Here is a 23,986-nt window from a genome sequence, read left to right as displayed (position 1 = left end):
CCTTTCATGTCCCCGTGGTTCAGGACGCCGGCTGCTCCACCTTCGTCGACGTCTTGCCGTCCACCGCCGCCGCGAGCTGCGGCACCATGCGGTCCAGGACGTAGGGAATGCTCAACACCGTGGACAGGGATACCGCGTTGCCGTAGTCGCTGGTCTCCTTGATGAAGACCTCGCGGCCCTGCTTCACCACGTTCAGGTCGCCGTAGATCTTGTCGCTGTGCAGCTTGGTGACGGCCGTGGTGGTGTCAGGCACGATCCACACGGCGACCTTCTGGTCGAGGAGGTCGTAGCGCTCCTTGCTGATGTTGGCGCCGAACGTGTCACCGATGACCTTGTCGAGGTCCTTCGGGAGTGAGAGGCCGAGGTCGGAGAGGAGGCGGGAGCGCGGGTCCTGGCTGCCGTAGACGAACACGCCCTCGTACGGGGTCGCCATGACGGCCGACGCACCGGCGAAGGCGGGGTTGGCCTTCTTGGCCGCCGCGAACTTGGCCTCGACGCCCGACACCAGGGTCTTGGCCTCGGACGCCTTGCCGAGCGCCTGGCCTATCTCCTCGGTCTGCTGCTGCCACGGCACGCCGTAGTCGTTGTAGGCCTTCGGCTGGGCGACGACCGGCGCGAACTGCGACAGGCTCTGGTACTGCGCCTTGGTCAGGCCCGAGTAGACGGCGAGGATCAGATCCGGCTTCAGGGCGGCGATCTTCTCCACCTGCGGACCGGTGCCGGTGTCCTTGAGGACGGTCGGCGCCGCCGCACTGCCCAACTTGTCCTTCGCCCAGGGGCCGATGGCGCCCTTGTAACCGCCGAGCCACTCGGTCGTGCCGACCGGCACCTTGCCCAGGGCGAGGACGGCGTCCTGGTCGGTGAGACCGACGGTGACGATGCGCTTGGGTTCGGACTTGATGGTCGTACTGCCGAACTTGTGGGCGATCGTCACGGGGAAGGCGTCCGCGGAGGCCTTCGCCTTCGACCCCGACGTGTCGGAAGTGGACGATGAGGAACCGGAGTCGGTGGAGCCGCAGCCGACCGCGGTGATGGCCAGCAGGAGTACGGAGGCGAGCAGGCCGGACAGCCGGGAGGCTCTGGTGGCGCGGGGCATCGGATGATCCTTCTGTTCGTCGCGGTGGGTTCGGCGGGGGGTGACAGGTCTGGGTGACAGGTCTAAGGGGGCTAATGGGCGTCGGGGGCGGCCTCGGCGGAGCGGCTGCCGGACCAGGCGTGCCACAGGGCGGCGTACTGGCCCTGGGCGGTGAGGAGTTCGTCGTGCGTGCCGTTCTCCACGACCCGGCCGTCGCTCAGGACGATCACCCGGTCCGCGGAGGCGGCCTGACTGAGCCGGTGCGCCACGACCAGTGCGGTACGGCCGCGCAGCGCCTGTTCGGCGGCCTCGTCGAGCTGCCGCGCACCCGAACTGCCCGCCTCCGCCGTCGCCTCGTCGAGTACGACGACCGGCGGATCGGCCAACAGCAGCCGTGCCAGGGCGAGTTGCTGCGCACGGTCGGCGGTCAGCCGATGACCACCGTCGCCGACGACCGTGTCCAGGCCCCCCGGCAACGCCTCGACCCAGCCGAGCGCGCCCACCGTGTCGAGCGCCTCCCGCAGTTCCTCGACGTCCGCGTCCGGGCGGGCCAACCGTAGATCCTCGGCGAGCGGCCCGGCGAAGACGTGCACTTCCTGCGTGACGAGCCCGACCAGATGACCGGCCTCGTCCGGCTCGGCGCCGCCGACATCGATCCGGCCCGACTGCGGACGGTGCAGCCCCGCGACCAGCTTGGCAAGGGTCGTCTTGCCCGCACCGGTCGTACCGACCAGCGCGACCCGCTCCTTGGGCCGTATCTCCAGGTCGACGTCGTGCAGTACCGGGCGGCCCGGCACATACGCGTGGGAGACACCGGTCAGCGTCACGGACGGCGGCCCGGCGGCGGTCGTACGGTCGTCCGCGCGGTCGGCGACCACGGGTGCGGGTTCGTCCACCACCCCAACGAGCCGTGCCAGTCCGGCCGTTGCCGACTGGGCGTCGTCCAGCAGCACCAGCGCGGTGTTGACCGGACCGAAGAGACTGTGGAAGTACAAGGCGGCGGCGGTGGCCGTACCGACCGACGTGGAACCGTCGCGCACCAGCAGGAACCCGGTGACCAGGACGGCGGACAGCCCCAGGTACTCGGCGATGTGCAGCCGGCTGTAGAAGCGCAGCATCAACTGCACGCCGCTCATGGTCAGTTCGACCGCAGAGCGCGAGCGGTCGGTGACCCGCCGGGTGTGGCCCTTCTGCAGCCGGTACGCCCGTACGGTCCGCGCCCCGCCGATGGTGTCCAGCAGCTGCTGCTGCTGTGTCCCGGTGGCGATGCGCTCCTTGGCGTACAGGGGAACGGCGTTGCGCACATACCAGCGCGCGGTGTGCGCCTGCACGGGCACCGCGATCAGCGCCGCGATCAAGAACCGCCAGTCCAGCAGAGCGAGCGCGCCCAACGTCAGCACGATCGACAGCGCGGACCGCGCCAGTTCGGGCAGCGCCCCGCGCACGGCGTCGGCGACCCGCGAAACGTCGCGCGTGACACGGGCGTTGAGATCACCGGAGCCGGCCTTCTCCACCCGGTCCAGGGGGAGTGACAGGGCCCGCTCCACGAACAGCTCGCGCAGCCGCGCGAGCGCGGTCTCCCCGAGCCGTGACACCAGGGACATGCCGAGTGCGGTGGTCACGCCCTGGACCAGGGCGACTCCGGCAAGGGCGACCACCGGGAAGGTGAGCGCGTCGGGGGAGCGGTGCTCGGTGACGACGTCGACGACATGGCCCAACAACGGCTGGGTGAGCAGTCCGACAGCCGTGGCGAGCACCATCAGACCGAACCCGGCGGCGGCCAACCCCCGCTGCGGGCGCAGCAGTTCACGGACCGCGGCACGGGTGCGGGCGGGGGTGGCGGTGGGGAGGAGAGCGCGGTCCGTGTCCACTTGCCCGGCGTTCTCCCGGCCCGTCCCCGTCCCCTCGGCTCCCGTCGTCATGCCAGCACCGCCGTCCGGTAGGTCGCGTCGGTTCGTACGAGGTCCGCGTGGGTGCCCTCGGCGCCGACGCGGCCGGCGTCGAGGAGGATCACGTGGTCGGTGACGGCGAGGAGTGCGGGGCTGTTGGTCACGACGATCGTGGTGCGGCCCTGCCGGAAGTCGCGCAGGCCGCTCGCGATGCGGGCCTCGGTCACCGTGTCGACGGCCGTGGTCGGATCGTGCACGACCAGGACAGGCGGCCCGGCACGCAACGCCCTTGCCAGCAACACGCGTTGGCGCTGCCCGCCCGACAGGGAGCGCCCTCCCTCACCGACACCGGTCGCGGTGCCGTGCGGCAGGGAGTCGGCCACCTCGTCGGCGCGGGCGGCGGCCATGGCACGTTCCGTACGGAGGTCGGAGTCCGCGCCCGCCGAACCGTTCTCCGACTTTTCTTCCTCCGGCGTCACGTTCGCCGCCAACGAGCCCTCGAACAGCGCCGCGTCATGGGCGGCGACCAGGACAGTCGCTCGAAGTCCCGCAGGATCAAGCCGAGTCAAGGGCACGCCGTCCAGCTCGACGGAACCCGACTCCGGGTCGGTCTCCCGGCCGAGACAGCGCAACAGGGCCTCGGCGCCGGCCGGGTCCGTCACAGCGATGCCGGTCAACTGCCCGGCGGGCAGGTCGAGATCGATGCCGTCGAGTCCACCGAGCCGTACGCCACGCAGCCGCAGCTCCCCGCGAACGGGCTCGGCGACCGGGTCGTCGCCGTCCACGACGGCGTGCCCGGTGGCCAGTACCTCCGCGACGCGCGCGGCCGAGGCACGGCCCTGCGCCAGCTCGGCGTTGACCCAGGCGAACGTCTCCAACGGCCCCAGCAGGAACAGCGCGAGACCCACCGCCGACACCAACTGGCCCAGAGTCAGCGACCCGTTGAGCGCCAGCCGACCGCCCACGAGTGCGATCAGCGCGATGAACCCACCGGTGAGCGCGAGCACGAGTCCCGTCTGCCAGGACTCGGCGCGCGCCGAACGCAGCGTGGCGGCAAGGGAGATACGACTCGTGCGGCGATACCGCTCGACGGCGGCCTCCTGCGCACCGAGCCCCTTCAACACGCGCAGCCCGGCCACCAGGTCGGCGGCCACGCCCGACGCATGGGCGGCCCGGTCCTGCTCGGCCTCACTGCGGCGCTCCAGCGGCTTGCTCAGCAGATGCCCCAGCCACAACAGCACGGGCGTGCCCAACAGCACGATCAACCCGAGTGTCACCGACGTCAGCAGCAGCGCGACGGCGCTCACGGTGACGCCCGCGATCGCCCAAATCCCGCTCATCAGCGCCATGTTGACCGCGCCGACCCGCTTGGCGTCCTCGGTGGCGACGTTGGCCAGTTCCCCGGGCAGCCGTCCCTCCTCGGCACCGCCGCGGGCGTCGAGGACCCGGCCCACGATCGCCAACCGGATTGTGTGCGCGGCCTCTTCGGCGCCGCGTTCACCGGCCTTGGCGCCCAGCCGGAAACTCCACGACAGCGTCACGTACATGACGGCCAGCACGCCGAGCCAGAGCGCCAGACGTCCGGCGTTCTGACCGGCGACGGCCTGGTCGATGACGACACCGATGAGCACCGGCACCAGGGCTTCCCCCAGTTGGTGCACGCATCCGAGCGCCGAGCCGAGTGCGACGCGCCGTATCTGTCCCTTGAGCGAGCGCGCCAGGACGTCCCGCCCCGACAGTTCCCCTGCTCCCACCAGCCACCCTCCGGAAACCGGCCAACTTAGGTAAGGCTACTCTAAGTGAATCTCGGGGAGTCGACGCCCTTTCGGCCCTCCTGGCACGTAACGGAGCGATTCCGATGCGGTCGTCAGAGCAGTTCTCCGTGCCGTCATCCGTGCCGTCGTCCGAGCGGTCGCCCGAGGGGCGTTGCCGTCCGATGCCGAGCGGTAGGCTTCCTGGGTGCGCCCAATTTGTTCGAGGCGCACGCCGGCAAGACAGACAGTCCGCGCATTCAGGAGGACCGGCGTTGCACGTCCAGGAATGGCTCGACTCGGTTCCGGCGGTGGCCGTCTACGCCGTGGTGGCACTCGTCATCGGGGTGGAGAGCCTGGGCATCCCGCTGCCGGGCGAGATCGTCCTGGTCTCGGCGGCGCTGCTCTCCTCCCAGCACTCCGGCATCAACCCGTTCGTCCTCGGCGCCTGCGCCAGCCTGGGTGCCGTCATCGGCGACTCCATCGGCTACGCGATCGGCCGCAAGGGCGGACGCCCCCTGCTCGCCTGGCTCGCGAACAAGTTCCCCAGACACTTCAGCGAAGGCCATGTCGCCACCGCGGAACGGTCCTTCGAGAAGTGGGGCATGTGGGCCGTCTTCTTCGGCCGCTTCATCGCCCTCCTCCGCATCTTCGCCGGCCCCCTCGCGGGCGTACTCCGCATGCCCTACTGGAAGTTCCTGATCGCCAACTTCCTCGGCGGAGTCATCTGGGCCGGCGGCACCACAGCGGTCGTCTACTACGTGGGAATCGTCGCCGAGGACTGGCTGAAGCGCTTCTCCTACTTCGGCCTGGCGGCGGCGGTACTGGTTGGCCTCGCCTCAATGCTGTTGGTCAGGCGCAGGGCACAAAAGATGTCGGCCGAGAAAAACGAACCGGAGCCAGTCCCCGCCGGGGAGTGAAGGCGCCCCCTTTAGGGGCGCGGGGAACTGCGCGACCAGCCGCATACGGCCCGCACCCGCCAGACGACCTACTCATGCACCTCGTGATGCGCCTTGGCCAACTCCGCATACATGGTCCCGTTGAGGGTCAACCCCTCCCGCTCCTCACCGCTCAGCTCGCGCCGCACCTTCGCAGGTACCCCGGCGACCAGTGAACCCGGCGGCACAACCATCCCCTGCGGCACCAACGCTTGCGCGGCAACCAGCGAACCCGCCCCGATCACCGCCCCGTTGAGCACCGTAGCCCCCATCCCGATCAGGCAGTCGTCCTCAACGGTCGCACCATGCACCACCGCGTTGTGCCCCACGGAAACCCGCTCCCCGACACTCACCGGAAACCCGGGATCGGCATGCAGCGTGCAGTTGTCCTGGATATTGCTGCGAGCCCCCACCGAGATCCGCTCGACGTCGCCGCGCAACACCGCGCCGTACCAGACACTCGCCCCCGCCCCCAACGAAACGTCCCCGATCACGGACGCCGTAGGAGCCACAAACGCCTCCCCATCGACCTTCGGCTCCCTGCCACCAATACCCACGATCAACGCCCTGTGCGTCATAAGACCCTCCCAACCGTCGGAGACCCCCGCACGGTACGTCATCCGGTAGGGCGAAGATCACAGCGGCCGGGCCCCATGGGTACGTCTCACGCTGAGTACCGTGGCCGGGTGCCCAACCGCAAGAACACGTTCTCAGAATGGCGGCGCGACCTCGCGCAGCGCGCCGTCCACGCGGGCTGGGCCTGGGTGCAGCGCACGGGCTCGGTGACGGCCAAGAACCCCGGTCGCTTCCACTTCGGCTCGATCGGCGAAGCCACCCGGCTCGCCTTCCCGCTGGGCACCGTCTTCGGCGAACCCTGGATCCACCTCGGCGCCCACTGCATCGTCGGCGAGCAGGTCACGCTTACGGCCGGCCTGATGCCCGACCTCGACCTCGGCCCCGACCCCATCCTGCGCCTGGGCGACGGTGTCGTCCTCGGCCGCGGCAGCCACGTCATCGCCGACACGACGGTCACCATCGGCAGCGACTGCTACTTCGGGCCGTACGTCTACGTCACGTCCACGAACCATTCCTACGACGACCCGCACGAGCCCATCGGGAAGCAGTGGCCCCGCATGGAACCCGTCGAGATCGGCCCGGGCTGCTGGATCGGCACCGGCGCGGTGATCCTGCCGGGCGCGCGGATCGGCCGGAACGTGGTGGTGGCGGCCGGTGCGGTGGTCCGCGGCACGGTGCCCGACCACGCCGTGGTGGCGGGGGCGCCCGCACGGGTCGTACGCCGCTGGACGCCGGCGGAGGGCTGGCAGCCACCGTTGCGGACGCCGGCGCCGGTGCCGATCCCCGCGGATGTGACCCCGGATCAACTCCGGGCACTCGCGGGCCTGGACGACGCGAGCGCGGCACGGCTTGCCGAACTGGACGAGAACGTGATCGCCCACCTCGCGGAACTGGACGCGGAGGCCTGACCCGGCACTTATGCCGAGGCCTGACCGGCACGTGTGCCGAAGGTCGACCGGCACGTGTGCCGAAGGTCGACCGGCACGTGTGCCGAGGCCTGATCCGGCAGTGATGCCGAAGGTCGACCGGCACGTGTGCGGAGGTCTGATCCGGCAGTCACGCCGAGGCCTGACCCGCACCCATGTCGAGCCCCCGCCCGGCACCCGACGCCCCCAGCACCCGAAGCCGCCCCGCACACAACCCGCCCCCACCCCCCTCACCCCGTCGCCAGCAACAACGTCCCCACCAACGCCAGCCCCGCCCCCGCCGCCTGAACCACCCGCAGCCGCTCGCTCAGAAATCCGCGCGCGGCCAGCGAGGTCACCACCGGATACAGCGACGCGAGCACCGCCGCCACAGTCACCGGCCCATGCTGCGCGGCGACCGAATACGTCCCGTTGGCCGCCACATCGGCGAGCCCCACGAAGGCCAGTGCCGGCAGCGAACCCCAGGGGAACCCGCCCGCCGGAAGCGCGGATCCACCCCGCCGCACGGAGACGCAGAGCGCGGCCCCACCCGTGGCCACGTTCGTCACGCGCTGCACGAACAGCGCGAGGAAGAGGCCGGTCACGCCGATGGACGCCTCCGCGATCAGCGCGAACACCGTGCCGAAGCCGAGCGCGGCGATCAGCGCCAGCAGGATCGTCCGCCGCTGCACGGGCGCGCCCCGCAGCTGGGGACCGCCCGCGAGGACGACCCCGGTGACGGCGACCGCGATCCCCGCCACCTGCGTCCAGCCGGGCCGCTCGCCGAGGAACAGGCCCACCCCGACCGGTACGGCCACGCTCAGCGTCGCGAGCGGCGACACGACGCCCATCGGGCCCAGCGCGAGCGCCTTGTAGAAGGACAGCAGGGCGACCGGCCCCACCAACCCGGCCGCGAACGCGAACCACAACCGAGGCCCGGCCTCGCTCCAGCCCCCGGTGGCCACCACGACCGCGCCGAGCACGGCCGCCGCGATTCCCTGCGAGACGACGACCACCGTCAGCGCCGGGGTCCGCCGGGTCAGCAGTCCTCCGCCGAAGTCGGCCAACCCCCACAGGAGGCTGGTGGCCAGGGCGAAGAATGCTGTCACGGGGCGCCTCGCAGTACAGTTCGGTGCAGTTCGGTGAACGATCGGGTGCACCACACCGTAGTTCGCTGCATTGAACTCTGTCATCCATAATATTGAACTGAAGGTATGGGCGGAACGTGTCGGACCTCGACCTGCTGAACCAGTCCCTGGCTCGCAACGTCAAGCACTGGCGCTCGGTGCGCGGCTTCACCCTGGACGTGCTCGCCGCCCGGGCAGCCGTCAGCCGGGGCATGCTCATCCAGATCGAGCAGGCCCGCACCAATCCCAGCATCGGCACGGTCGTCAAGATCGGCGACGCCCTCGGCGTCAGCATCACCACCCTGCTCGACTACGAACAGGGCCCGAAGGTCCGCATCGTCCCCGCCGAGCGCGCCGTACGGCTCTGGCACACCGACGCCGGCAGCTACAACCGCCTCCTCGCCGGCACCGAGGCGCCCGGACCGCTGGAGATGTGGGACTGGCGGCTGATGCCGGGGGATGTCAGCCCCTCCGAGCCCCACCCCACGGGCACGGTCGAACTGGTCCATGTCACCACGGGCGAGCTGACCCTCACCGTGGACGGCGAGGACCACCTCGTCCCGGCCGGCGCGAGCGCCACCTTCGAGGCCAACACCCCCCACACGTACGGCAATCAGGGCGACGAGCCGATGGAGATGGTCATGGCGGTGTCGGTCCCGCCCGTGCGCGGAGACACCCCGTGAGCAGCCGCCGTACGACTGTTAGCGTGCCGTCATGCGCGCACCCATCGGACACTTCGACCACGCCACCCCGGCCCCCGACTGCCTCGACGAACTGACCCGCCCGGTCGCCGACGCCGTGCGCGCCTGGCGCGGCAGCGTCCCCGCCGACCAGTTCGTCTACGTCGACACGGACCCCGAGTGGGCCGACACCGCCACCTTCGTCGAGCACTACGGCCGTGAGCTGCTGGAGCGGTCCGCGAACTGCGTGGTGGTGGCCGGGAAGCGCGGCGGCGAGACCATGCTGGCCGCGTGCGTGGTCCTGTCCACCACCCGCGTCGACGTGAACGGCGTCGTACGCCGCCAACTCGGCGCCCGCAAGGCCTCGTTCGCGTCGATGGACACGGCTACGGGCGAGAGCGGCATGGAGTACGGCGGCATCACCCCCGTCGGACTCCCCGCCGACTGGCCGGTGTTGGTGGACTCGGCCGTCGTCGACCTGCCGTACGTCCTGGTCGGCAGCGGACGCCGACGCGGCAAACTCCTCGTCCCGGGCAAGGCGTTCGCGGAACTTCCGGGCGCGGTGGTGCTGGAGGGACTGGGCGTCGCCTGACCCCAAGAAAACCGCGTCGGACCTCACGCCATGCTGTGGTGGGCCAACTCCCCGTGCGGGTCCGCCTCCCCCGGCACCGGTGCCGGATCCGCGTGCACCAGGGCCGCGGTGAGCCGCGGCACCGCGTGCAGGAGTGCGTGTTCCGCCGCTACGGCGACGGCGTGGGCCTGACGTACCGTCGCCTCCCCGTCCACGACCACCGCCACCTCGGCGCGCAGCCGGTGCCCGATCCAGCGCAGCCTCAACTCGCCCACCCCGCGCACCCCTTCGACCTCCCGCACGGCGTGCTCGGCCCGATCCACCAGGTCGGGATCGACGGCGTCCATCACGCGCCGGAACACCTCGCGCGCGGCGTCCCGCAGGACCAGCGCGATCGCGGACGTGATCGCCAACCCCACGATCGGGTCGGCGAGTTGCCACCCCAGCGCCGAACCGCCGGCCCCGACCAGCACGGCCAGCGAGGTGAACCCGTCCGTACGGGCGTGGAGTCCGTCGGCGACCAGCGCGGCCGACCCGATCTCCCGGCCGACGCGGATCCGGTACGTGGCCACCCACTCGTTGCCCACGAACCCGACGAGCGCCGCGACGGCGACCACCGGGACGTGTGTCATGGGCCGCGGATCGAGCAGCCGGTCCACCGCCGCCCAGGCCGCGAAGGCCGCGGACGCGGCGATCGTCAGCACGATCGCGATCCCGGCCAGGTCCTCGGCGCGCCCGTAGCCGTACGTGAAGCGCCGCGTGGCGGCCCGGCGGCCGAGCACGAACGCGATGCCGAGCGGTACGGCGGTCAGCGCGTCCGCCGCGTTGTGCACGGTGTCGCCGAGCAGCGCGACCGAGCCGGACACGACCACCACGACCGCCTGCACCAGCGCCGTCACCCCGAGCACCGCGAGCGACACCCAGAGCGCGCGCATACCGCGGACCGAGGACTCCAGGGCGGAGTCGAGTTTGTCGGCGGTCTCGTGGGAGTGGGGGGTGAGGAGGTGGCCGAGGCGGTGACGGATGCCCGTGGGGGAGTGGTCATGGGGATGCGGGTGGTCGTGGCCGTGGTCGTCGTGCGGGTGTGCGTGCTCGTGTTCGTGGTGGTGCTGGTCGCTCACGTGGGTCCCCTTCCGGTGCGCGGGTGGACGTACGGCGCCCACAGGGTCATTATGTGCGTATGAGCGCACGCATGCACCTATCACCTGCGCATGATGCGCATCCGCGCACCCCGGGCGAGGAACAGTTCGCGCTGGCCGCCGAACTCCTGGCCCTCCTCGGCGACCGCACCCGCCTGACCCTCCTGCACGCGCTGACGGCGGGCGAGTCCGACGTCACCACGCTCACGGAGGCATGCGAAGCGGCCCGCCCGGCGGTCAGCCAGCACCTGGCGCGGCTGCGTCTGGCGGGGCTCGTGACCACGCGCAAGGAAGGCCGCCGGGTGATCTACGCGTTGAGTGACGGTCATCTACGACGGCTCGTCGACGAGGCGTTGAACGTGGCGGACCACCGCCTCAACGACCGCCCGCCGCACGACTGACAGCCGTACCTCAGGGGCTACTGACGGCCGTGGCTCAGGAGTTGGGGTCCTTGCCCAGGTAGCTCTCCGCGAACGCGAGGCTCGCGGCGGGGGATTCGAAGACGCGGCGGAGCCGGGCGAGGGTGGTGCCCGCACGGTACGGGTCGCCGGACGAGGCGCCGTGGTACACCTCCGAGAGCCACTGGGAGAACTCCTGGTACTCCCACACGCGGCCCAGGCAGGACTCCGAATAGCCGCCCAGGCCCGCGGAGTCGCCCTTCGTGGCGTACGCGACGAGCGCGTCGCCGAGCAGGAACGCGTCGTGCAGGGCGAGGTTCATGCCCTTCGCGGCGATGGGCGCGGTGAGGTGGGCCGCGTCGCCGGCGAGGAAGAGACGGCCGAACACCATAGGTTCGACAACGTAGTTGTGCATGTCGAGCACGCGCTTCTCGATCAGCCGGCCCTCGGTCAGCGGCGGGGCGCCGGTCGCGGCGAGCCGGTGCTGGAGCTCGGCCCAGACGCGTTCGTGCGGCCAGTTGTCGGGGTCGTCGCCGGGCGGGCACTCCAGGTAGTAGCGGGTGACTTCGGGACTGCGCGCCATGTGCCCGGCGAACCCGCGCGGATGGACGCCGAACAGCACACAGTCCGAGGACGGCGGCGCCTCGGCGAGCAGCGCGAGCCAGCCTGTGCCGTAGTCCTGCCGCGCGACCCGGGCCCGCTCCGGAGGCAACGCGCCCCGGCTCACCCCGCGCGCCCCGTCGCAGCCCGCCACGAAGTCGCAGTGCACGAGCCGCCGTTGACCGGTCTCCGGGTCGGTGTACGACACCGCCGGTCGGTCGGTGTCCAGATCGTGCAGCTGGACGTCCTGGACGCCGAAACGGATCGCGCCGCCCCGCACGTCCGCGTACTCCCGCACCAGGTCCGTCACCAGCAACGGCTGTGGATAGACGAAGTGGTGATGCCCCGTCAACTCCGTGTAGGGCAGCCGGTGCCGCTGCCCACCGAACCGGAACTCGCACTCGGTGTGCAGCTGCGCCCGCGCCAACAGGTTCTCGGCGAGCCCTCGTTGCTGCAGCCCACGGACGGCCCACTCCTCGATGACCCCGGCCCGGGGCCGCCGCTCGATGAACTCACGGCTCTCCGTCTCCAGCACCAGACAGTCGATCCCGGCGGCGCGCAGGATGTTGCCGACGGTGAGTCCGGCGGGTCCTGCGCCTACGACGACGACCGGAAAGTGGTGTGCGGACGCGGAGTTGGGGTGGGGGGAGGTGAAAGTCACCCGCCCATTATGACGGTGTCCAGACAGCCGAAAACGGCCACCTGGAGGGGGCCGGTTCGGATTCCGCAGGGGAGAAGTCGGATCAGTGGGTGGGCGCGTCCACGACCACGACCTCGTCGATGCTGCGGTGGATCTCGTCCGGGTGTGAGGAGACGGCCCGGGCCCAGTAGTAGATGGCCAGGGAGAACGCGGCGATGATCAGGATGTCCCACCACAGCGGGATGTTGCCCTGGCCGCCGAAGCCGCCCTGCCAGGAGATCACACCCATGCCGATCAGGTAGACCGGAAGCCACTGGGCGGCCCTGAAGTCCAGCCGGGGCGCGTCGGGCAGGTTCTTGCTCTTGGCGTAGAAGGCGTAGCCGCCGAGCAGCGCGTAACCGAGGATGATCGCCACACCGAGCCGCCAGAGGATGCCCCAAGTGGCCCAGTAGATGATGAGGTTGGCCACCACGAAGGACAGCGGGGAGATCACCTTGCCGCCGGGGAGACGGTAGGGGCGGTCGTGGTCCGGCAGCTTGTCGCTGAAGACGCCGTACGCCAGGGGGGCGCCCGCGTACATCAGGACGCTCGCCGAGGTGATGAAGCCGACCAGCTGCTGCCAGCTCGGGAAGGGCAGGAAGCAGACGACACCGGTCACGAAGGAGAGGATCAGGCCGAACCACGGCACGCCTCGGGCGTCCACCTTCTCGAACAGCTTCGGTGCGTAGCCGTTGCGGGAGAGGCCGTAGGAGACGCGGGAGGTGGCGGTGGTGTAGATCAGGCCGGTGCCGGCGGGGGAGACCACGGCGTCGAGGTAGAGCACGACGCTCAGCCAGCCCAGGCCGACCAGGGTGGCCAGGCCCGCCCAAGGGCCGTCGATGCCGGGGAAGTTGAGCTTGGCCCAGCCGTGCGAGAACGTGCTGTGCGGCAGCGCGGCGATGAACACGACCTGGAGCAGGACGTAGATCGTCGCGCCGATCGCGACCGAGCCGAGGGTCGCGCGGGGCAGGTCGCGCCTGGGGTTGCGGCTCTCGCCCGCGAGCTGGATCGCCTGCTCGAAGCCGAGGAGGGCGAAGATGATGCCGCTGGTGCTGATGGCGCTCAGCACGCCCTTGGCGCCGAAGGGGGCGAAGCTCTCCGAAGTGAAGTTGCCCGGGTGGAAGTTGCCCACCGCGACGATGAAGATCGTGGCCAGCGGGACCGCGATCTTCCACCAGGTGGCCGCGCTGTTGGTGTGCGCGAGGACCTTCACCCCTAGGAAGTTGACCGCGACGAACACGGCCATGAGGACGATGGCGACGATGAGGCCGCTGGTCGTCAGGGTGCTGTCCTTCGCGTGCAGATAGCCCTTCGCGAAGTCCCAGTGCCCGGCGTAGCCGATCATGGCCTCGACCTCGATCGGGGCCACGGTCGCCGCCTGCAGCCAGGCGAACCAGCCGAACGACATGCCGGCCAGGCCGCCGAAGGCGTAGTGGGGATAGCGCGTGGTGCCGCCCGCCACCGGGAACATACCGCCGAGTTCGGCGTGCACCAGCGCCAGCAGGACGATCGCGATCGCACCGATCACCCACGAGATGATCGCTGCGGGGCCGGCCACCATGACGGCGTTCTTGGCGCCGTACAGCCATCCGGAGCCGATGATGGAGCCGACCGAGGCCCACATCAGGCCTATCAGTCCGACGTCCCGGCGCAGTCCACCCGGTTTGCTCGTGGCCTCCGGGAGAATCTGGTCAACACTCGCCATGTCAAGGCGCCTCTCGAAGTCAGCACGCATGCTTAACGGTCGGGAGGCCTCAGGCTAGGAATGTATGAATATTTTCAGAAGTGCGTTGCCTGAAATTTGACTTGGGCTGGAGAGCTTCTTTTACACAGCGTTCGCACAGGTCTGCGCAGGTCAGCCGAGCCGTGGGATCTCGATCGCCGGGCAGTGGTCCATGACCATGTCGAGACCGGCGGCGCGGGTGCGGTCGTACGCGGCGTCGTCGATCACCCCGAGCTGGAACCAGACGGCCTTCGCGCCGACGCCGGCCGCCTCGTCGGCGACCGCGCCCGCGAGGTCGCTGTTGACGAACACGTCCACGACGTCGACCTCGAAGGGGATGTCCGCGAGCGAGGCGTACCCCTGCTCGCCGTGCACCGTCTCCGCCTTGGGATGGACGGGTACGACGCGCTTGCCGAAGCGCTGCAGCACCTCCGCGACGCCGTAGGCCGCCCGAGACCGGTTCGAGGACAGGCCCACGACGGCCCAGGTGTCGCCGGACTCGGTGAGGATCTTGCGGATCGTTGCTGAGTCGCCGTACATGCTCGGCCTCCTTGGGAATCGCGCACCCGCTGCTGCCTGCGACAACAGCGGGCGGAGCGTCGTGATTCCTCAGTCCGTTCCTCAGTCCTCGACCGCGGACGTGTTGAGGCCCTTGTCGTAGTGGTTGTGGGCGATCTTGATGCCCGAGCTGCCGTGGAAGACGAACAGCGGGGAGGTGTACGGCGGTTGGTCCGCCGCGGCCAGGCGGCGGACCGTGTTGCCGGTGAAGGTGAAGCCGCCGACGCTCTTGGCGTTGACGACCGTCACGTCACTGATGTCGAAGGAGTTGTGCTCGACCGCGATGTCGTGGTGCACCGGGTTCGCCGGGTCGACGACCTGGTTGGTCGGCTCGATGAAGATGACCGGGCCGGTGGGGCGCGTGAAGGAGTTGTCGCGGATCGTGAGGTCGGCGACCGGGCCCGACTCGTACCACTGGTAGGCGTCCGCGGAGACGTAGATGCTGGCCATGGACATCGCGTCGAAGCGGTTGCCGGCGATCAGGACCGGCTTGCGGGTGGTGACCAGGATGCCGCGCGTCGGTACGTTGCGGAACACGTTGCCGGAGATGACGACCGACGGGGTGGCCGTGATGTTCTCGACGACCGTGCCGCCGATCTGGACCCCGGCGGGGACCGGCCGGTCGAAGGTGACGTTCATCGTGGTCAGGGACTTGGTGTGGTCCATGCCGCTGGGGCCGTCGACCGCCGTGACCTTCGCGTGCGGGTTCGCCACCGGGGTCATCGTGCGCTGCGTCGTGAACTCGACCTCGTCACCCGGCGCGAACTGCGGGAACCCGGCGGTCTGCGGGTGTTCGTAGGCCAGGGTGAGGGTGTTCGGGCCGGGCTGTCCTACGACTTCGAGATACGTTCCGTGGATGTTGATCGGGTCGTCGTGCGGGCCGTCGAAGAGGCTCCGGGTGATGGAGACCTTGCCCTTGACGCCGGACATCTGCACGAAGTCCGCGAACGAAGCCGTCGACCTGCCGGACTTCGGATCGGGCGCGAAGTTCACCTTGTCGATGGAGATGTTCTCGCTGAACTGTCCGACCACACCGAAGGATTGGAGGTAGTAGGCGTTCATCGAGCGCATCGTGACGTTCTTGGACTGCCAGATGAAGGCGCCCGGTTCCGTCCGCTCGATGAGACGCATCTGGTAGACGAGCCCGGCGTCCGACGGCTGTGACGCGGTGGTGTAGTCGATCCGGATCCGGCGGTCGCCGAGGTCGGTGACCGAGGAGACGTCGTTGAAGAGCGGGTTGTCGCCGCGCCAGGTCCGTTGCGCCTTGGGGTCGTGGATCTGGGTGTACTGGAGTCCGTCCACGCCCGACCAGTACGGCTGTCCGGTGGCCGGGCTCTTCTCGCCGAGCCAGGTGATGTGCGTGCCGTTCACCTCGTACGGGCTGCCGGCCGGGATCTTCAGGACGCGGTAGGCGTGCCCGTCGGCGACACCGGCGGTGGCGACGGTCGCGTCGATGACCTCGGGGGCCGCGTAGTCGAAGGAGAAGTTCTGGAACGTCACGTTCGTCGAGCGGATCGACGCGAACGCCGTCTGCAGGCCGTGGTAGACGAGCTTCGCTCCGCCGCCGTCGATGGTGACGTCGTGCATGTCCTCGACGAGCAGCCCGATCTTCTTGTCCCGGTAACGCTGGTCCGCGCCAACGGTGTTGGAGACGTACAGCTCACGCGTCTCGGCCCGCTCGGGGTAGAGCTGGTAGGTGCCCTTCGAGAAGACGATCCGGACTGGCCGGCCGTGATCGACCTTCTTGGCTTGCCGCAGCGCCGCGACCACGGCGGGTGTCGAGTCCGTCCGGCCTGTCGGGTCGGCTCCGAACGCGTCCACTCTCACCACCGCCGCCGTGGGCGTCGCGCTCGACGCCGCGGCGACGGGACTTCCGCCGCCCACCAGCAGCGCTAGCGCCACCCCTAGAAAAACGAACCGAGACATAGCCCCTCCGGAGCATTCATGAGTCGCCAAACACCCGATGAATAAACGGAGTTACGGCTGGTACGCCAGTCGGATCTCCGACTGGAGTGTCTATAGATCCGACCTCTGGGTCAATGGTCTGGACGAGTAAAGGGAGTTCAGGCTTTCGGTGCCCCCGTGCTCGCGCGGATCACCAGCTCGGGGTCGAAGAGGAGTTCGCCGACGGGGACGTCACGGTTGCCGACCAGGGCGAGGACGCTGCGGCCCGCCTCCGAGGCCAGCCGGTCGGCCGGCTGGCGGACCGTGGTGAGCGGCGGGTCGACGAAGTCCATGATCATGGAACCGTCGTAGCCGACGACCGACACATCGCCCGGGACGTCGTACCCCTGCCGGCGCGCGCCGCGGATCGCGCCCAGCGCCATGTAGTCGCTGGCCGCGACGACCGCCGTGGCGCCACGGGCGAGGAGCGAGATCGCGGCGGACTGGCCGCCCTCGACGGTGTACGACTGCCGGACCACCCACTGCTCCCCGTCCTCTACACCGCGTCTGGCCAGCGAGGCGATGAAGCCGCTCACGCGGCGGTCGGCCGGGCGGTTGCCGACCGGGCCCGACGCCATGCCGATACGGCGGTGGCCGAGCCGGTGCAGATGGTCGACGGCGAGTTCGACGGCGAGCAGATCGTCGGTGGAGAAGACCGGCGCCTCGCTCACGCCCTCGAACCGGCCGTTGATCCCGACGAACGGGATCCTGCGGGACCGCAGCAGTTCGTACGCCGCCGGGTCCGCGCCCTCAAGGGTGTTGCTGGCCGAGAGGAACACGACGGCCGCGACGCCCCGGTCGGCGAGTGAGGTCACGAAGTCCAACTCCTGCACCCCGCCCGGGAAGCACGGGCACAGGACCGTCTTCAGGCCGTGCGGGGCGAGGACGGACTCGATGCGTTCGGCGACATCGGCGAAGAACGGGTTGGAGACCAACTCGGTGACGACCGCGACGAGTTGACCCCGGGTCTGCCGCTCGTACCCCAGGTCGGCCATCGCCTGCTCGACCGCCTCGCGGGTCTTGCGGGACACGCCCTGACGGCGGTTGATGACCCGGCTGACGGTGGCCTCGCTCACCCGCGCGCGCTCCGCGACCTCGGTGATGCCGACCTTCATGCGGTTCCCTTCCCTCCGTGGCCCCTCGGCGGACCTGCCTCGTCCGGCTTGCCTCGGCAGACTTGCAAGGTTTCATTGAAAACTTTCACCATAGCCTCCCGCTCAAAGTAGCAGCCCGATTGCGTGTCTTCCATGTTTCTCGCGCATGACCATTGAATCGCCTCTCGGGCCCCTGCTAGCTTTCCGGCCACCACTCGGCCGCCCGCCCCCTCGTGACGACCGAAGACCCGGGAGACCCGATGAAGCCCTCACGGCTCATGCTGATCACCGCTGTTGCCCTGCTCGCGCCGATGGCTCCCGCACTGTCGGCCGGCGCGTCCGCCGCCCCCCGCCCCCAACTCGCCATCCCGGACCCGGGGTTCGAGAACGGCGGCACGGGCTGGACCTTCACCTCGGGCGCCGGCGTCGGCACCGGCAACAAGCACGGCGGTGAACGCTTCCTCTACCTCGACGCCGGAGCCGGCAAGAGTGCCGAGCTGACCATCGTCGCGCCCCGCAACGGGAGTTACGACTTCTCCGCGTGGATCGGGAGCGCCGGCACCGGCGGCACGTACACGATCCGGCGCAACGGCGAGACCGTCGAGACGATCACCCTGCCGCAGCACCCCGGCTACGCCCGATACACCATCAGCGGCGTCGCGTTGAAGACCGGCGACCGGCTCCAGATCGAATTCGGCTCCGGCAGCGCCTGGGTCAACGCCGACGACCTGATGATCTCGCCCGCCGCGCCCGCCGACCCCAAGGTCACCTCGTCCGACCCCGAGGTCGTCGCGATGTTCGACTGGGCCCAGAAGAAGGCCAACAGCTGGGTCCAACTCCCCGGCACCGTAGGCCCGATCAACGTCGACGAGAACCAGACCGGCGGCACCGGCACCGCGTCGTACGAGCCCACCTACTGGGCCGGATACGCCAACCGCAGCGCCTACTACTCCCGCGACATGACCCACCAGCTCGCCGGCGCCCACCTCATCGGCCTCGACGCCGAGAACGAGACGATGCTCCGCTCGTACGCGGCGTCGGCCACCGCCGAGCACAGGTACTTCCCGGTCTGGTCCCTCAACTTCGACGCCAAGACCTACCTGAGCATCGACTACAAGAGCCCGGACAATTTCGTCCGCGAGGTACCGGCCACGTTCGAACTCGTCGAGAAGGCGGCCCAGGCCTACCTCTGGACCGGCGACCGCAGATACGTCGACGACCCGGTGCTGTGGGACTTCTACCGGCACGCCACCGAGCAGTTCATCGACCTGCACAACTCCGCCAAGGACAACGGCAAGGTGAAGGTCGCCGAGGGCACGGGCCAGGGAATCTTCCAGGGCGCCGCCAGCTACAACGAGCAGGACGGCGACGGTCTCGCCGAGGCCGGGGACGGCATCGCCTCCGAGTACCAGGCGTACCTGGCGATGGCCGTGCTCGCCCGCGGCAAGGGCGACACCGCGCTGGCCAGGACGTACGACAAGCGCGCCGCCGACCTGAAGACGTACTTCAACGACAACTGGAGCGGCACCGGCAGCGGAGCCGACATGGTCCGCGCGTACACCACCTCCGGCACCCCGGTCACCGGTTGGGGCAAGGAGAACAGCGTCTTCATGCCGATGAAGCAGATCATCGACCCCGGTCCGCGCAACGACGCCTACCTCGACTACATCCAGGCGCAGGAACTGGGCCCGGACGGCTCACCCAACATCGAGTCGACGACCTACCTCCCCGACATGTTCTTCAAGAACAACCGCGCCGACACCGCCTGGCAGTGGATGAGGAAGATCTACGGCGAGCGGGACACCCAGCACGTCAACTCCAGCCAGGGCCCCGACGGCGACTACCCCGAGGTGTCCTTCACCCTGGTCAGCCAGACCGTTCAGGGACTGATGGGCATCACACCGGATGCGCCGAACCACAAGGTGACCACCCAGTCGCAGCTGCCGTCCGGCATGAAGTGGCTCCAGGCGGCAGACGTCCCCATCGGCACCGGCACGGTCACCGTCCGCCACGACGGCGCGACGAAGACCACGCTGACGAACAACTCCCGCAAGAGCTCCTACAGTTGGGAGGCCCGCTTCCCCGGCGTCCACAAGACGATCAAGGTCAACGGCGTCCCGCAGCACGTGCGCACCAAGACGGTCAACGGCGTGACCTACACCTACGCGACGCCGACGGTGCGGGCGGGGGCGACCGCGGTGGTACAGGTGACCGGCTGACGCGAACACCGGCTCACCGAGGGCTCCGTAGCGCGACGGCGAGATCGTCGAGGTACCGCGCGACCGGGCCCAGGGTGAGCAGGCCGCTGCCCGCCCCGGCCAACTCGGCTGCGGCGGGCGTCAGTTCGGCGCGTGCGCGCTCCATCGTGTCCCGGTCGTCCACGGCGAGTGCCGCGCGGGCGGCCAGGCACCACAGGGCCTCGAAGAGGAGGTCGCGGGGCGCGTCCGGGATCGAGCGGAGTGCGGCCTCGGCGTCGGTGGGGCGGTCGTGGGCCAGCAAAACCAGGGGGCGGGCCCACGGTTCGTACGGTCCCCAGTCGATGTGCTCGTCGGTCTGCGCGGGCTGCCCGTTTCGCAGGCGCAGGCACAACAGGGCCAGCGGCAGCAGCCCGTGTTCCAGCCCGGGCATGCCGGCTCCGTCCAGCCGAAGTGCCGCGTCCTGGTAGGCGGTCGCCACCTCGGTCGGCCGCGGGGCGCCGGTCGCGGTGAGCCGTAGGACCCGGTACCACTGGGTGAACACGCCCACCAGCGGCAGTTCATGACGGTCGGCCAGCCGTTCGGCGGCTGCCGCATGCCCGTCGGCTCCGGTGAAGTCCGCGAGGGCGCTGCGGGACTGGAGTCGTACGAGATGCCCGAGCACCTCGTACGTGACCATGCCGTGCCGGGCGGACAGAGTGACCAACTCGGCGCCGATCGCGTCCCGTTGAGGGGACAGGCCGGCGCGGTGGAAGGTCTGCATGAACGTGCCGTTGAGGGCGAAGGCCAGGAGCGCGGGGTCGTTCAACTGGCGGGCGATGTCCTCCGCTTGGCGGGCGGCCTGGGGTCCGCGTGCGGAGCGGGTGCCGCGTGACTCCAGCGCAATCGTGGCCAACAGGCGTGCCCGCGCCGCGAGATGGGCGTCCGGCGGGAGCGCGGCCAGGGTGCGCTCGGCCGCGGCCACCGTGTCCGCCGCCTGTCGTGGGTCGTCGACGCGGGTCCAGATCGCGGGCACGTCGTAGGCGCCGATCACGCGGGCGGTGAGTTCCGGGTCGCCCAGCTCCTGCGCCGCCGTGATCGCCGCGAGACGGTGCCGGCGGGCCGCCTCCAGACCGCCGCCTCCGGTCACCGCGAGATCGCGGAGCAGGCCCACTGTCGACTCCAGTCGGGCACGGGCGCCGGACGCGACAGTTCGGTCGTAGGCGGCGGTTGCTTGGGCCCATACGCGGTCGGCCGGACCGCTCGCATCTGACACGGGGTCCAGGTGCGGGGCGTGGGAGATGTGCGGGCCGGGGTCCAGGTGCGGGGCATGGGCGAGGATGTCCGCCTCCAGGCGGCGCAGGGTCGGGCCCGGGTCCGCGCCGAGTTGTTCTGCGAGGAGGGTGCGCGCCCGGCGCAGTACCGCGAGCGCGTCCCCCTGGCGGCCGGTGCGGTAGAGGGCCAGGGACAGTAGTCGCCAGGCGTCCTCGCGCCATGGGTGTTCGGACACGTGTGCGTCCAGGTCGGGCACCGCCTCGGCGGCTTGTCCCAGGGCGAGTTGGGCCTCGGCCCGGCGTTCGACGGCGTGCAGGCGGAGTTCGGTGAGGCGGGAGCGTTCCGCGCGGGCCCAGGTCTCCTCGCCGAAATCGGCGTAGGCCGGGCCCCGCCACCAACTCAGCGCCTCCTCCAGCCGGGCGAGCGCGTGCGCGTCCGGCAGGGTTGCGGCGGCCGTCACCGCCCGCTCGAACCGCCAGGCGTCCGCGGCCCCGGGCTCGGCGCGCAGCGCGTACCCCGGACCCTCGGTGACCAGCAGTCGGGCCGGAGTTCGCGGCGGGCGCTCCGGTTCCAGCGCACGGCGCAGCGCGGCCACGAAGGTGCGCACCGCGCCCACCGCGTCGGCGGGCGGCTCGTCCCGGCCCGCCCACAGATCCTCGACCAGGCGCCCGACCGGTACGACCCGACGCCGGGCGACGAGCAGCCGGGCCAGCACGGCCCGGTGCCGCGGTCCCTTCAGGACGATCGCGTCCCCGGCACCGTCCCAGGCCGCGACCGGCCCCAGCACCCCGAACGCGACCTCCATCGCCGACCACCCTTTCCGGGGCATCGCCCCAGGTCACGGTAGCGCGCTCATTCGTTGCTCATCGGCGCGCGGGAGGCTCGGCGCCATCGCACGAAAGAAGCACCAAGCACCAAGAACCAAATACGAAGCACCAAATACGAAGCACCAAGTACGAAGCACCAAGCACGTACGAAGGAAGGGCGCACCCATGCCACCGACCATCCCCGGCTTCACCTACCACCGCGTCCCCGTCGCGGACGGCGTCTCCCTGAACGCGGCCGTCTCCGGCTCGGGCAGCCCGATCGTGCTGCTGCACGGCTTCCCGCAGACCCACCTCATGTGGCGCCATGTCGCCGCCGACCTCGCGGCCGACCACACGGTGATCTGCCCCGACCTGCGCGGCTACGGCGCGAGCGACAAGCCCGCCGAGACCGACGGTTCCGGTTACGCCAAGCGCACCACGGCCGCGGACGTCGTCGCCCTCGCCCGCGCCCTGGGACACGACCGTTTCGCGCTCGCCGGACACGACCGCGGCGCCCTGGTCGCCTTCCGTGCCGGACTCGACCGCCCCGGCACGATCACCCACCTCGCCTGCCTCGACGTACTCCCCACGCTGGACATGTGGGACGTGATGCACGGCGTCACCGCCGCAGTGGGCTTCCACCTCTACCTGATGGCCCAACCCCCGGGCCTGCCCGAGCAGTTGATCGCCGGCGCGCCCGACGCGTTCTTCGGCCACTTCCTCGACCTGTGGACCAACGACCCGTCCGCGATCCCCGCCGACATCCGCACCGCCTACCTCGACGCCTGCCGCGCCGCGGTCCCCTCGATCGTGGCCGACTACCGCGCCTCCGCCGGCATCGACGTCGCCCACGACCGGGCCGACCGCGACGCAGGCAACCGGCTGCGGATGCCGGTCGCCGTCCTCCAGCAGGACTGGGGCGCCGCTCTCGGCTTCGACGCGGCGGCCCTGTGGAGCGCCTGGGCACCGGACCTGCGGCACGAGACCGTGACCTGCGGCCACTTCATGGCGGAGGAGGACCCGGCCGTCGTAGCGAAGACACTGCGGGAGCTTGTCGCGGGGGGATGAATCAGTGGGCCGCGTTCGGTCCACGCGCGGTCACGGTGAAGTCGACGTCCTCGCCGACCGCCGACACCCCGTTGAAGGCGGCGCTCGCGTGCAGACGGTTGGCGCCCTCCGGCAGTGGGGTGTTCGGCGTGCACGACCAGGTGCCGTCGATGCGCGCGACACCCGCGCACACCTTGTGCTCGGCGGCGTCCACGACACTCACCCGCGCCCCCGGGTAGGAGGTCCCGGCGATCCGCGCCGCGCCGGACACGATCGTGCCGCCCGCCGGTTCGCTCAGCGTCGGCCCGGGCATGCCCACGGTCACGGTGCAGCTGCCGGACGCGCGACGGGCTCCGCCCGCGTCGGTCAGCACGACGGTGCACCCCGGCAGCCGTGTCCCCGGCACCGCCCGTGCGTCCACGGCGAGCGCGAACGGATAGCCGCTGTCCTTCCACGAACCGGGCCCCGAGTCACGGACGTAGGTGTACGTGCCGCTCGCGCCGTCGGCAGTCACCGAGCCCTGGAACCGTGCCGTGTCCGCGAGGGGCGTACCGGTGACGCGGGCCCCGGCGGGTGCGGTCAGCCGCAGCGAGGACCCGGCCGGCAGGGCGGCGCCCTTGTACCCGCTGATCTCCACCAGCCCGGACCGCCCCGGCACGATGGTCGCTCCACCGCCGAGAACCCGTGCGGAGAACTCCCCGGAGTCGGTGCGGAGCGGCGCGGCGGCGGCGATGCCGGGCGGCAGGAGCGCCGTCCCGGCGACGAGCGCGGCGGTCAGAAGGAGCGGCAGCCGCCGTCGAACGGGCATCGGCGACGGTGGTTCGTGGGGGAACGTGCGGCGGTCGGTCATCGGGGAGTCTCCGGGATCGTCTCGTCCGGGGTGCGGGTCGGCTGCTCCCACCCCACACGCCCCACCGGCCTCGGCGAAAGGCGGGATGGGCGAACGGGTGAACGCCGCCGAGACGACAGGGGTGCTCGGAAGAATGCAAGAAGAGTGCGATCGGCCCGACATCCCTCTCGTGGATGCCGGACGCGAT

20 protein-coding genes are annotated in these 23,986 nt (G+C 70.5%); 7 read left to right on the top strand and 13 right to left on the bottom strand.

All coding sequences use genetic code 11. The features are described 5' to 3' along the window. Positions 1-19: 19 nt before the first annotated feature. From ACFWP5_RS25005 to ACFWP5_RS24995, 3 genes are all read right to left on the bottom strand, one after another. On the bottom strand, positions 20-1,096 hold the full coding sequence (locus ACFWP5_RS25005) for an ABC transporter substrate-binding protein (protein ID WP_384160601.1): 1,077 nt from the start codon (positions 1,094-1,096) through the stop codon (positions 20-22). A gap of 71 nt (positions 1,097-1,167) precedes the next feature. After that, entirely contained in the window at positions 1,168-2,997 is a 1,830-nt protein-coding gene (locus ACFWP5_RS25000) for an ABC transporter ATP-binding protein (protein ID WP_384160599.1), read from the bottom strand. After that, positions 2,994-4,718 (bottom strand): ABC transporter ATP-binding protein, encoded by a 1,725-nt coding sequence (locus ACFWP5_RS24995; RefSeq protein ID WP_384160596.1) that lies wholly within the window; start codon positions 4,716-4,718, stop codon positions 2,994-2,996. The genes ACFWP5_RS25000 and ACFWP5_RS24995 overlap by 4 nt, the downstream gene beginning before the upstream one ends. A gap of 272 nt (positions 4,719-4,990) precedes the next feature. On the opposite strand from ACFWP5_RS24995, the gene ACFWP5_RS24990 reads away from it, so the two are divergent. Next, entirely contained in the window at positions 4,991-5,635 is a 645-nt protein-coding gene (locus tag ACFWP5_RS24990; RefSeq protein WP_384160593.1) for a DedA family protein, read from the top strand. A 68-nt stretch (positions 5,636-5,703) separates the two neighbouring features. On the opposite strand, the gene ACFWP5_RS24985 is transcribed toward ACFWP5_RS24990, so the two are convergent. Beyond that, complete coding sequence (locus ACFWP5_RS24985; protein WP_384160590.1) at positions 5,704-6,231, bottom strand: gamma carbonic anhydrase family protein; 528 nt, start codon at positions 6,229-6,231, stop codon at positions 5,704-5,706. Between the two features lie 108 nt (positions 6,232-6,339). Here ACFWP5_RS24985 and ACFWP5_RS24980 point away from each other — a divergent pair, with 108 nt between their 5' ends. Next, complete coding sequence (locus ACFWP5_RS24980; protein WP_384160587.1) at positions 6,340-7,137, top strand: acyltransferase; 798 nt, start codon at positions 6,340-6,342, stop codon at positions 7,135-7,137. Between the two features lie 248 nt (positions 7,138-7,385). On the opposite strand, the gene ACFWP5_RS24975 is transcribed toward ACFWP5_RS24980, so the two are convergent. After that, complete coding sequence (locus tag ACFWP5_RS24975; RefSeq protein WP_384160584.1) at positions 7,386-8,243, bottom strand: EamA family transporter; 858 nt, start codon at positions 8,241-8,243, stop codon at positions 7,386-7,388. A 116-nt stretch (positions 8,244-8,359) separates the two neighbouring features. Here ACFWP5_RS24975 and ACFWP5_RS24970 point away from each other — a divergent pair, with 116 nt between their 5' ends. Then, on the top strand, positions 8,360-8,944 hold the full coding sequence (locus ACFWP5_RS24970; protein WP_384160581.1) for a helix-turn-helix domain-containing protein: 585 nt from the start codon (positions 8,360-8,362) through the stop codon (positions 8,942-8,944). A 31-nt stretch (positions 8,945-8,975) separates the two neighbouring features. After that, positions 8,976-9,533 (top strand): YbaK/EbsC family protein, encoded by a 558-nt coding sequence (locus ACFWP5_RS24965; RefSeq protein ID WP_384160579.1) that lies wholly within the window; start codon positions 8,976-8,978, stop codon positions 9,531-9,533. A gap of 23 nt (positions 9,534-9,556) precedes the next feature. Here the strand turns inward: ACFWP5_RS24965 and ACFWP5_RS24960 are convergent, their stop codons facing one another. Beyond that, positions 9,557-10,633: a cation diffusion facilitator family transporter gene (locus tag ACFWP5_RS24960; protein ID WP_384160576.1), complete on the bottom strand. Its 1,077-nt coding sequence runs from the start codon at positions 10,631-10,633 to the stop codon at positions 9,557-9,559. A 71-nt stretch (positions 10,634-10,704) separates the two neighbouring features. Here ACFWP5_RS24960 and ACFWP5_RS24955 point away from each other — a divergent pair, with 71 nt between their 5' ends. Further along, on the top strand, positions 10,705-11,052 hold the full coding sequence (locus ACFWP5_RS24955) for an ArsR/SmtB family transcription factor (RefSeq protein ID WP_384160573.1): 348 nt from the start codon (positions 10,705-10,707) through the stop codon (positions 11,050-11,052). Between the two features lie 34 nt (positions 11,053-11,086). Here ACFWP5_RS24955 and ACFWP5_RS24950 read toward each other — a convergent pair whose 3' ends face one another. The 5 genes from ACFWP5_RS24950 to ACFWP5_RS24930 all read right to left on the bottom strand — a co-directional run bounded on the left by ACFWP5_RS24950 (position 11,087) and on the right by ACFWP5_RS24930 (position 17,668). Continuing rightward, a complete protein-coding gene (locus tag ACFWP5_RS24950) occupies positions 11,087-12,310 on the bottom strand; it encodes a 4-hydroxybenzoate 3-monooxygenase (RefSeq protein ID WP_384160570.1) in 1,224 nt (407 codons plus the stop codon). An 82-nt stretch (positions 12,311-12,392) separates the two neighbouring features. Then, entirely contained in the window at positions 12,393-14,033 is a 1,641-nt protein-coding gene (locus ACFWP5_RS24945) for an APC family permease (protein ID WP_384160567.1), read from the bottom strand. Positions 14,034-14,183: 150 nt separating this feature from the next. After that, a complete protein-coding gene (locus ACFWP5_RS24940) occupies positions 14,184-14,591 on the bottom strand; it encodes a CoA-binding protein (RefSeq protein WP_384160564.1) in 408 nt (135 codons plus the stop codon). 81 nt (positions 14,592-14,672) lie between these two features. Then, entirely contained in the window at positions 14,673-16,535 is a 1,863-nt protein-coding gene (locus ACFWP5_RS24935; RefSeq protein WP_384160561.1) for a right-handed parallel beta-helix repeat-containing protein, read from the bottom strand. Positions 16,536-16,672: 137 nt separating this feature from the next. Next, the gene (locus tag ACFWP5_RS24930; protein WP_384160558.1) at positions 16,673-17,668 is read right to left on the bottom strand and encodes a LacI family DNA-binding transcriptional regulator; all 996 of its coding nucleotides are present in this window, start codon (positions 17,666-17,668) and stop codon (positions 16,673-16,675) included. A gap of 239 nt (positions 17,669-17,907) precedes the next feature. Here ACFWP5_RS24930 and ACFWP5_RS24925 point away from each other — a divergent pair, with 239 nt between their 5' ends. Further along, entirely contained in the window at positions 17,908-19,866 is a 1,959-nt protein-coding gene (locus ACFWP5_RS24925; protein WP_384160556.1) for a hypothetical protein, read from the top strand. Between the two features lie 13 nt (positions 19,867-19,879). On the opposite strand, the gene ACFWP5_RS24920 is transcribed toward ACFWP5_RS24925, so the two are convergent. After that, positions 19,880-21,901: a BTAD domain-containing putative transcriptional regulator gene (locus ACFWP5_RS24920; RefSeq protein ID WP_384160604.1), complete on the bottom strand. Its 2,022-nt coding sequence runs from the start codon at positions 21,899-21,901 to the stop codon at positions 19,880-19,882. A 187-nt stretch (positions 21,902-22,088) separates the two neighbouring features. Here ACFWP5_RS24920 and ACFWP5_RS24915 point away from each other — a divergent pair, with 187 nt between their 5' ends. After that, a complete protein-coding gene (locus ACFWP5_RS24915; RefSeq protein ID WP_384160553.1) occupies positions 22,089-22,970 on the top strand; it encodes an alpha/beta fold hydrolase in 882 nt (293 codons plus the stop codon). A 1-nt stretch (position 22,971) separates the two neighbouring features. Here ACFWP5_RS24915 and ACFWP5_RS24910 read toward each other — a convergent pair whose 3' ends face one another. Further along, positions 22,972-23,799, bottom strand: a complete 828-nt coding sequence (locus ACFWP5_RS24910; RefSeq protein WP_384160550.1) for a carboxypeptidase regulatory-like domain-containing protein — start codon at positions 23,797-23,799, stop codon at positions 22,972-22,974. Between the last annotated feature and the right edge of the window lie 187 nt (positions 23,800-23,986).

It is taken from the genome of Streptomyces sp. NPDC058469 (assembly GCF_042721125.1).
Classification (GTDB): Bacteria; Actinomycetota; Actinomycetes; order Streptomycetales; family Streptomycetaceae; genus Streptomyces.
Note: the sequence above shows the minus strand (reverse complement) of the source record. Positions and strands in the feature narration are given on the sequence as shown.

What these genes read in the sequence shown, in the direction of transcription:
- ACFWP5_RS25005 (WP_384160601.1), bottom strand. Translation starts at nt 1,096, where the DNA reads ATGCCCCGCGCCACCAGAGCCTCCCGGCTGTCCGGCCTGCTCGCCTCC.
- ACFWP5_RS25000 (WP_384160599.1), bottom strand. Translation starts at nt 2,997, where the DNA reads ATGACGACGGGAGCCGAGGGGACGGGGACGGGCCGGGAGAACGCCGGG.
- ACFWP5_RS24985 (WP_384160590.1), bottom strand. Translation starts at nt 6,231, where the DNA reads ATGACGCACAGGGCGTTGATCGTGGGTATTGGTGGCAGGGAGCCGAAG.
- ACFWP5_RS24965 (WP_384160579.1), top strand. Translation starts at nt 8,976, where the DNA reads ATGCGCGCACCCATCGGACACTTCGACCACGCCACCCCGGCCCCCGAC.
- ACFWP5_RS24955 (WP_384160573.1), top strand. Translation starts at nt 10,705, where the DNA reads ATGCACCTATCACCTGCGCATGATGCGCATCCGCGCACCCCGGGCGAG.
- ACFWP5_RS24945 (WP_384160567.1), bottom strand. Translation starts at nt 14,033, where the DNA reads ATGGCGAGTGTTGACCAGATTCTCCCGGAGGCCACGAGCAAACCGGGT.
- ACFWP5_RS24940 (WP_384160564.1), bottom strand. Translation starts at nt 14,591, where the DNA reads ATGTACGGCGACTCAGCAACGATCCGCAAGATCCTCACCGAGTCCGGC.
- ACFWP5_RS24935 (WP_384160561.1), bottom strand. Translation starts at nt 16,535, where the DNA reads ATGTCTCGGTTCGTTTTTCTAGGGGTGGCGCTAGCGCTGCTGGTGGGC.
- ACFWP5_RS24930 (WP_384160558.1), bottom strand. Translation starts at nt 17,668, where the DNA reads ATGAAGGTCGGCATCACCGAGGTCGCGGAGCGCGCGCGGGTGAGCGAG.
- ACFWP5_RS24925 (WP_384160556.1), top strand. Translation starts at nt 17,908, where the DNA reads ATGAAGCCCTCACGGCTCATGCTGATCACCGCTGTTGCCCTGCTCGCG.
- ACFWP5_RS24920 (WP_384160604.1), bottom strand. Translation starts at nt 21,901, where the DNA reads ATGGAGGTCGCGTTCGGGGTGCTGGGGCCGGTCGCGGCCTGGGACGGT.
- ACFWP5_RS24915 (WP_384160553.1), top strand. Translation starts at nt 22,089, where the DNA reads ATGCCACCGACCATCCCCGGCTTCACCTACCACCGCGTCCCCGTCGCG.
- ACFWP5_RS24910 (WP_384160550.1), bottom strand. Translation starts at nt 23,799, where the DNA reads ATGACCGACCGCCGCACGTTCCCCCACGAACCACCGTCGCCGATGCCC.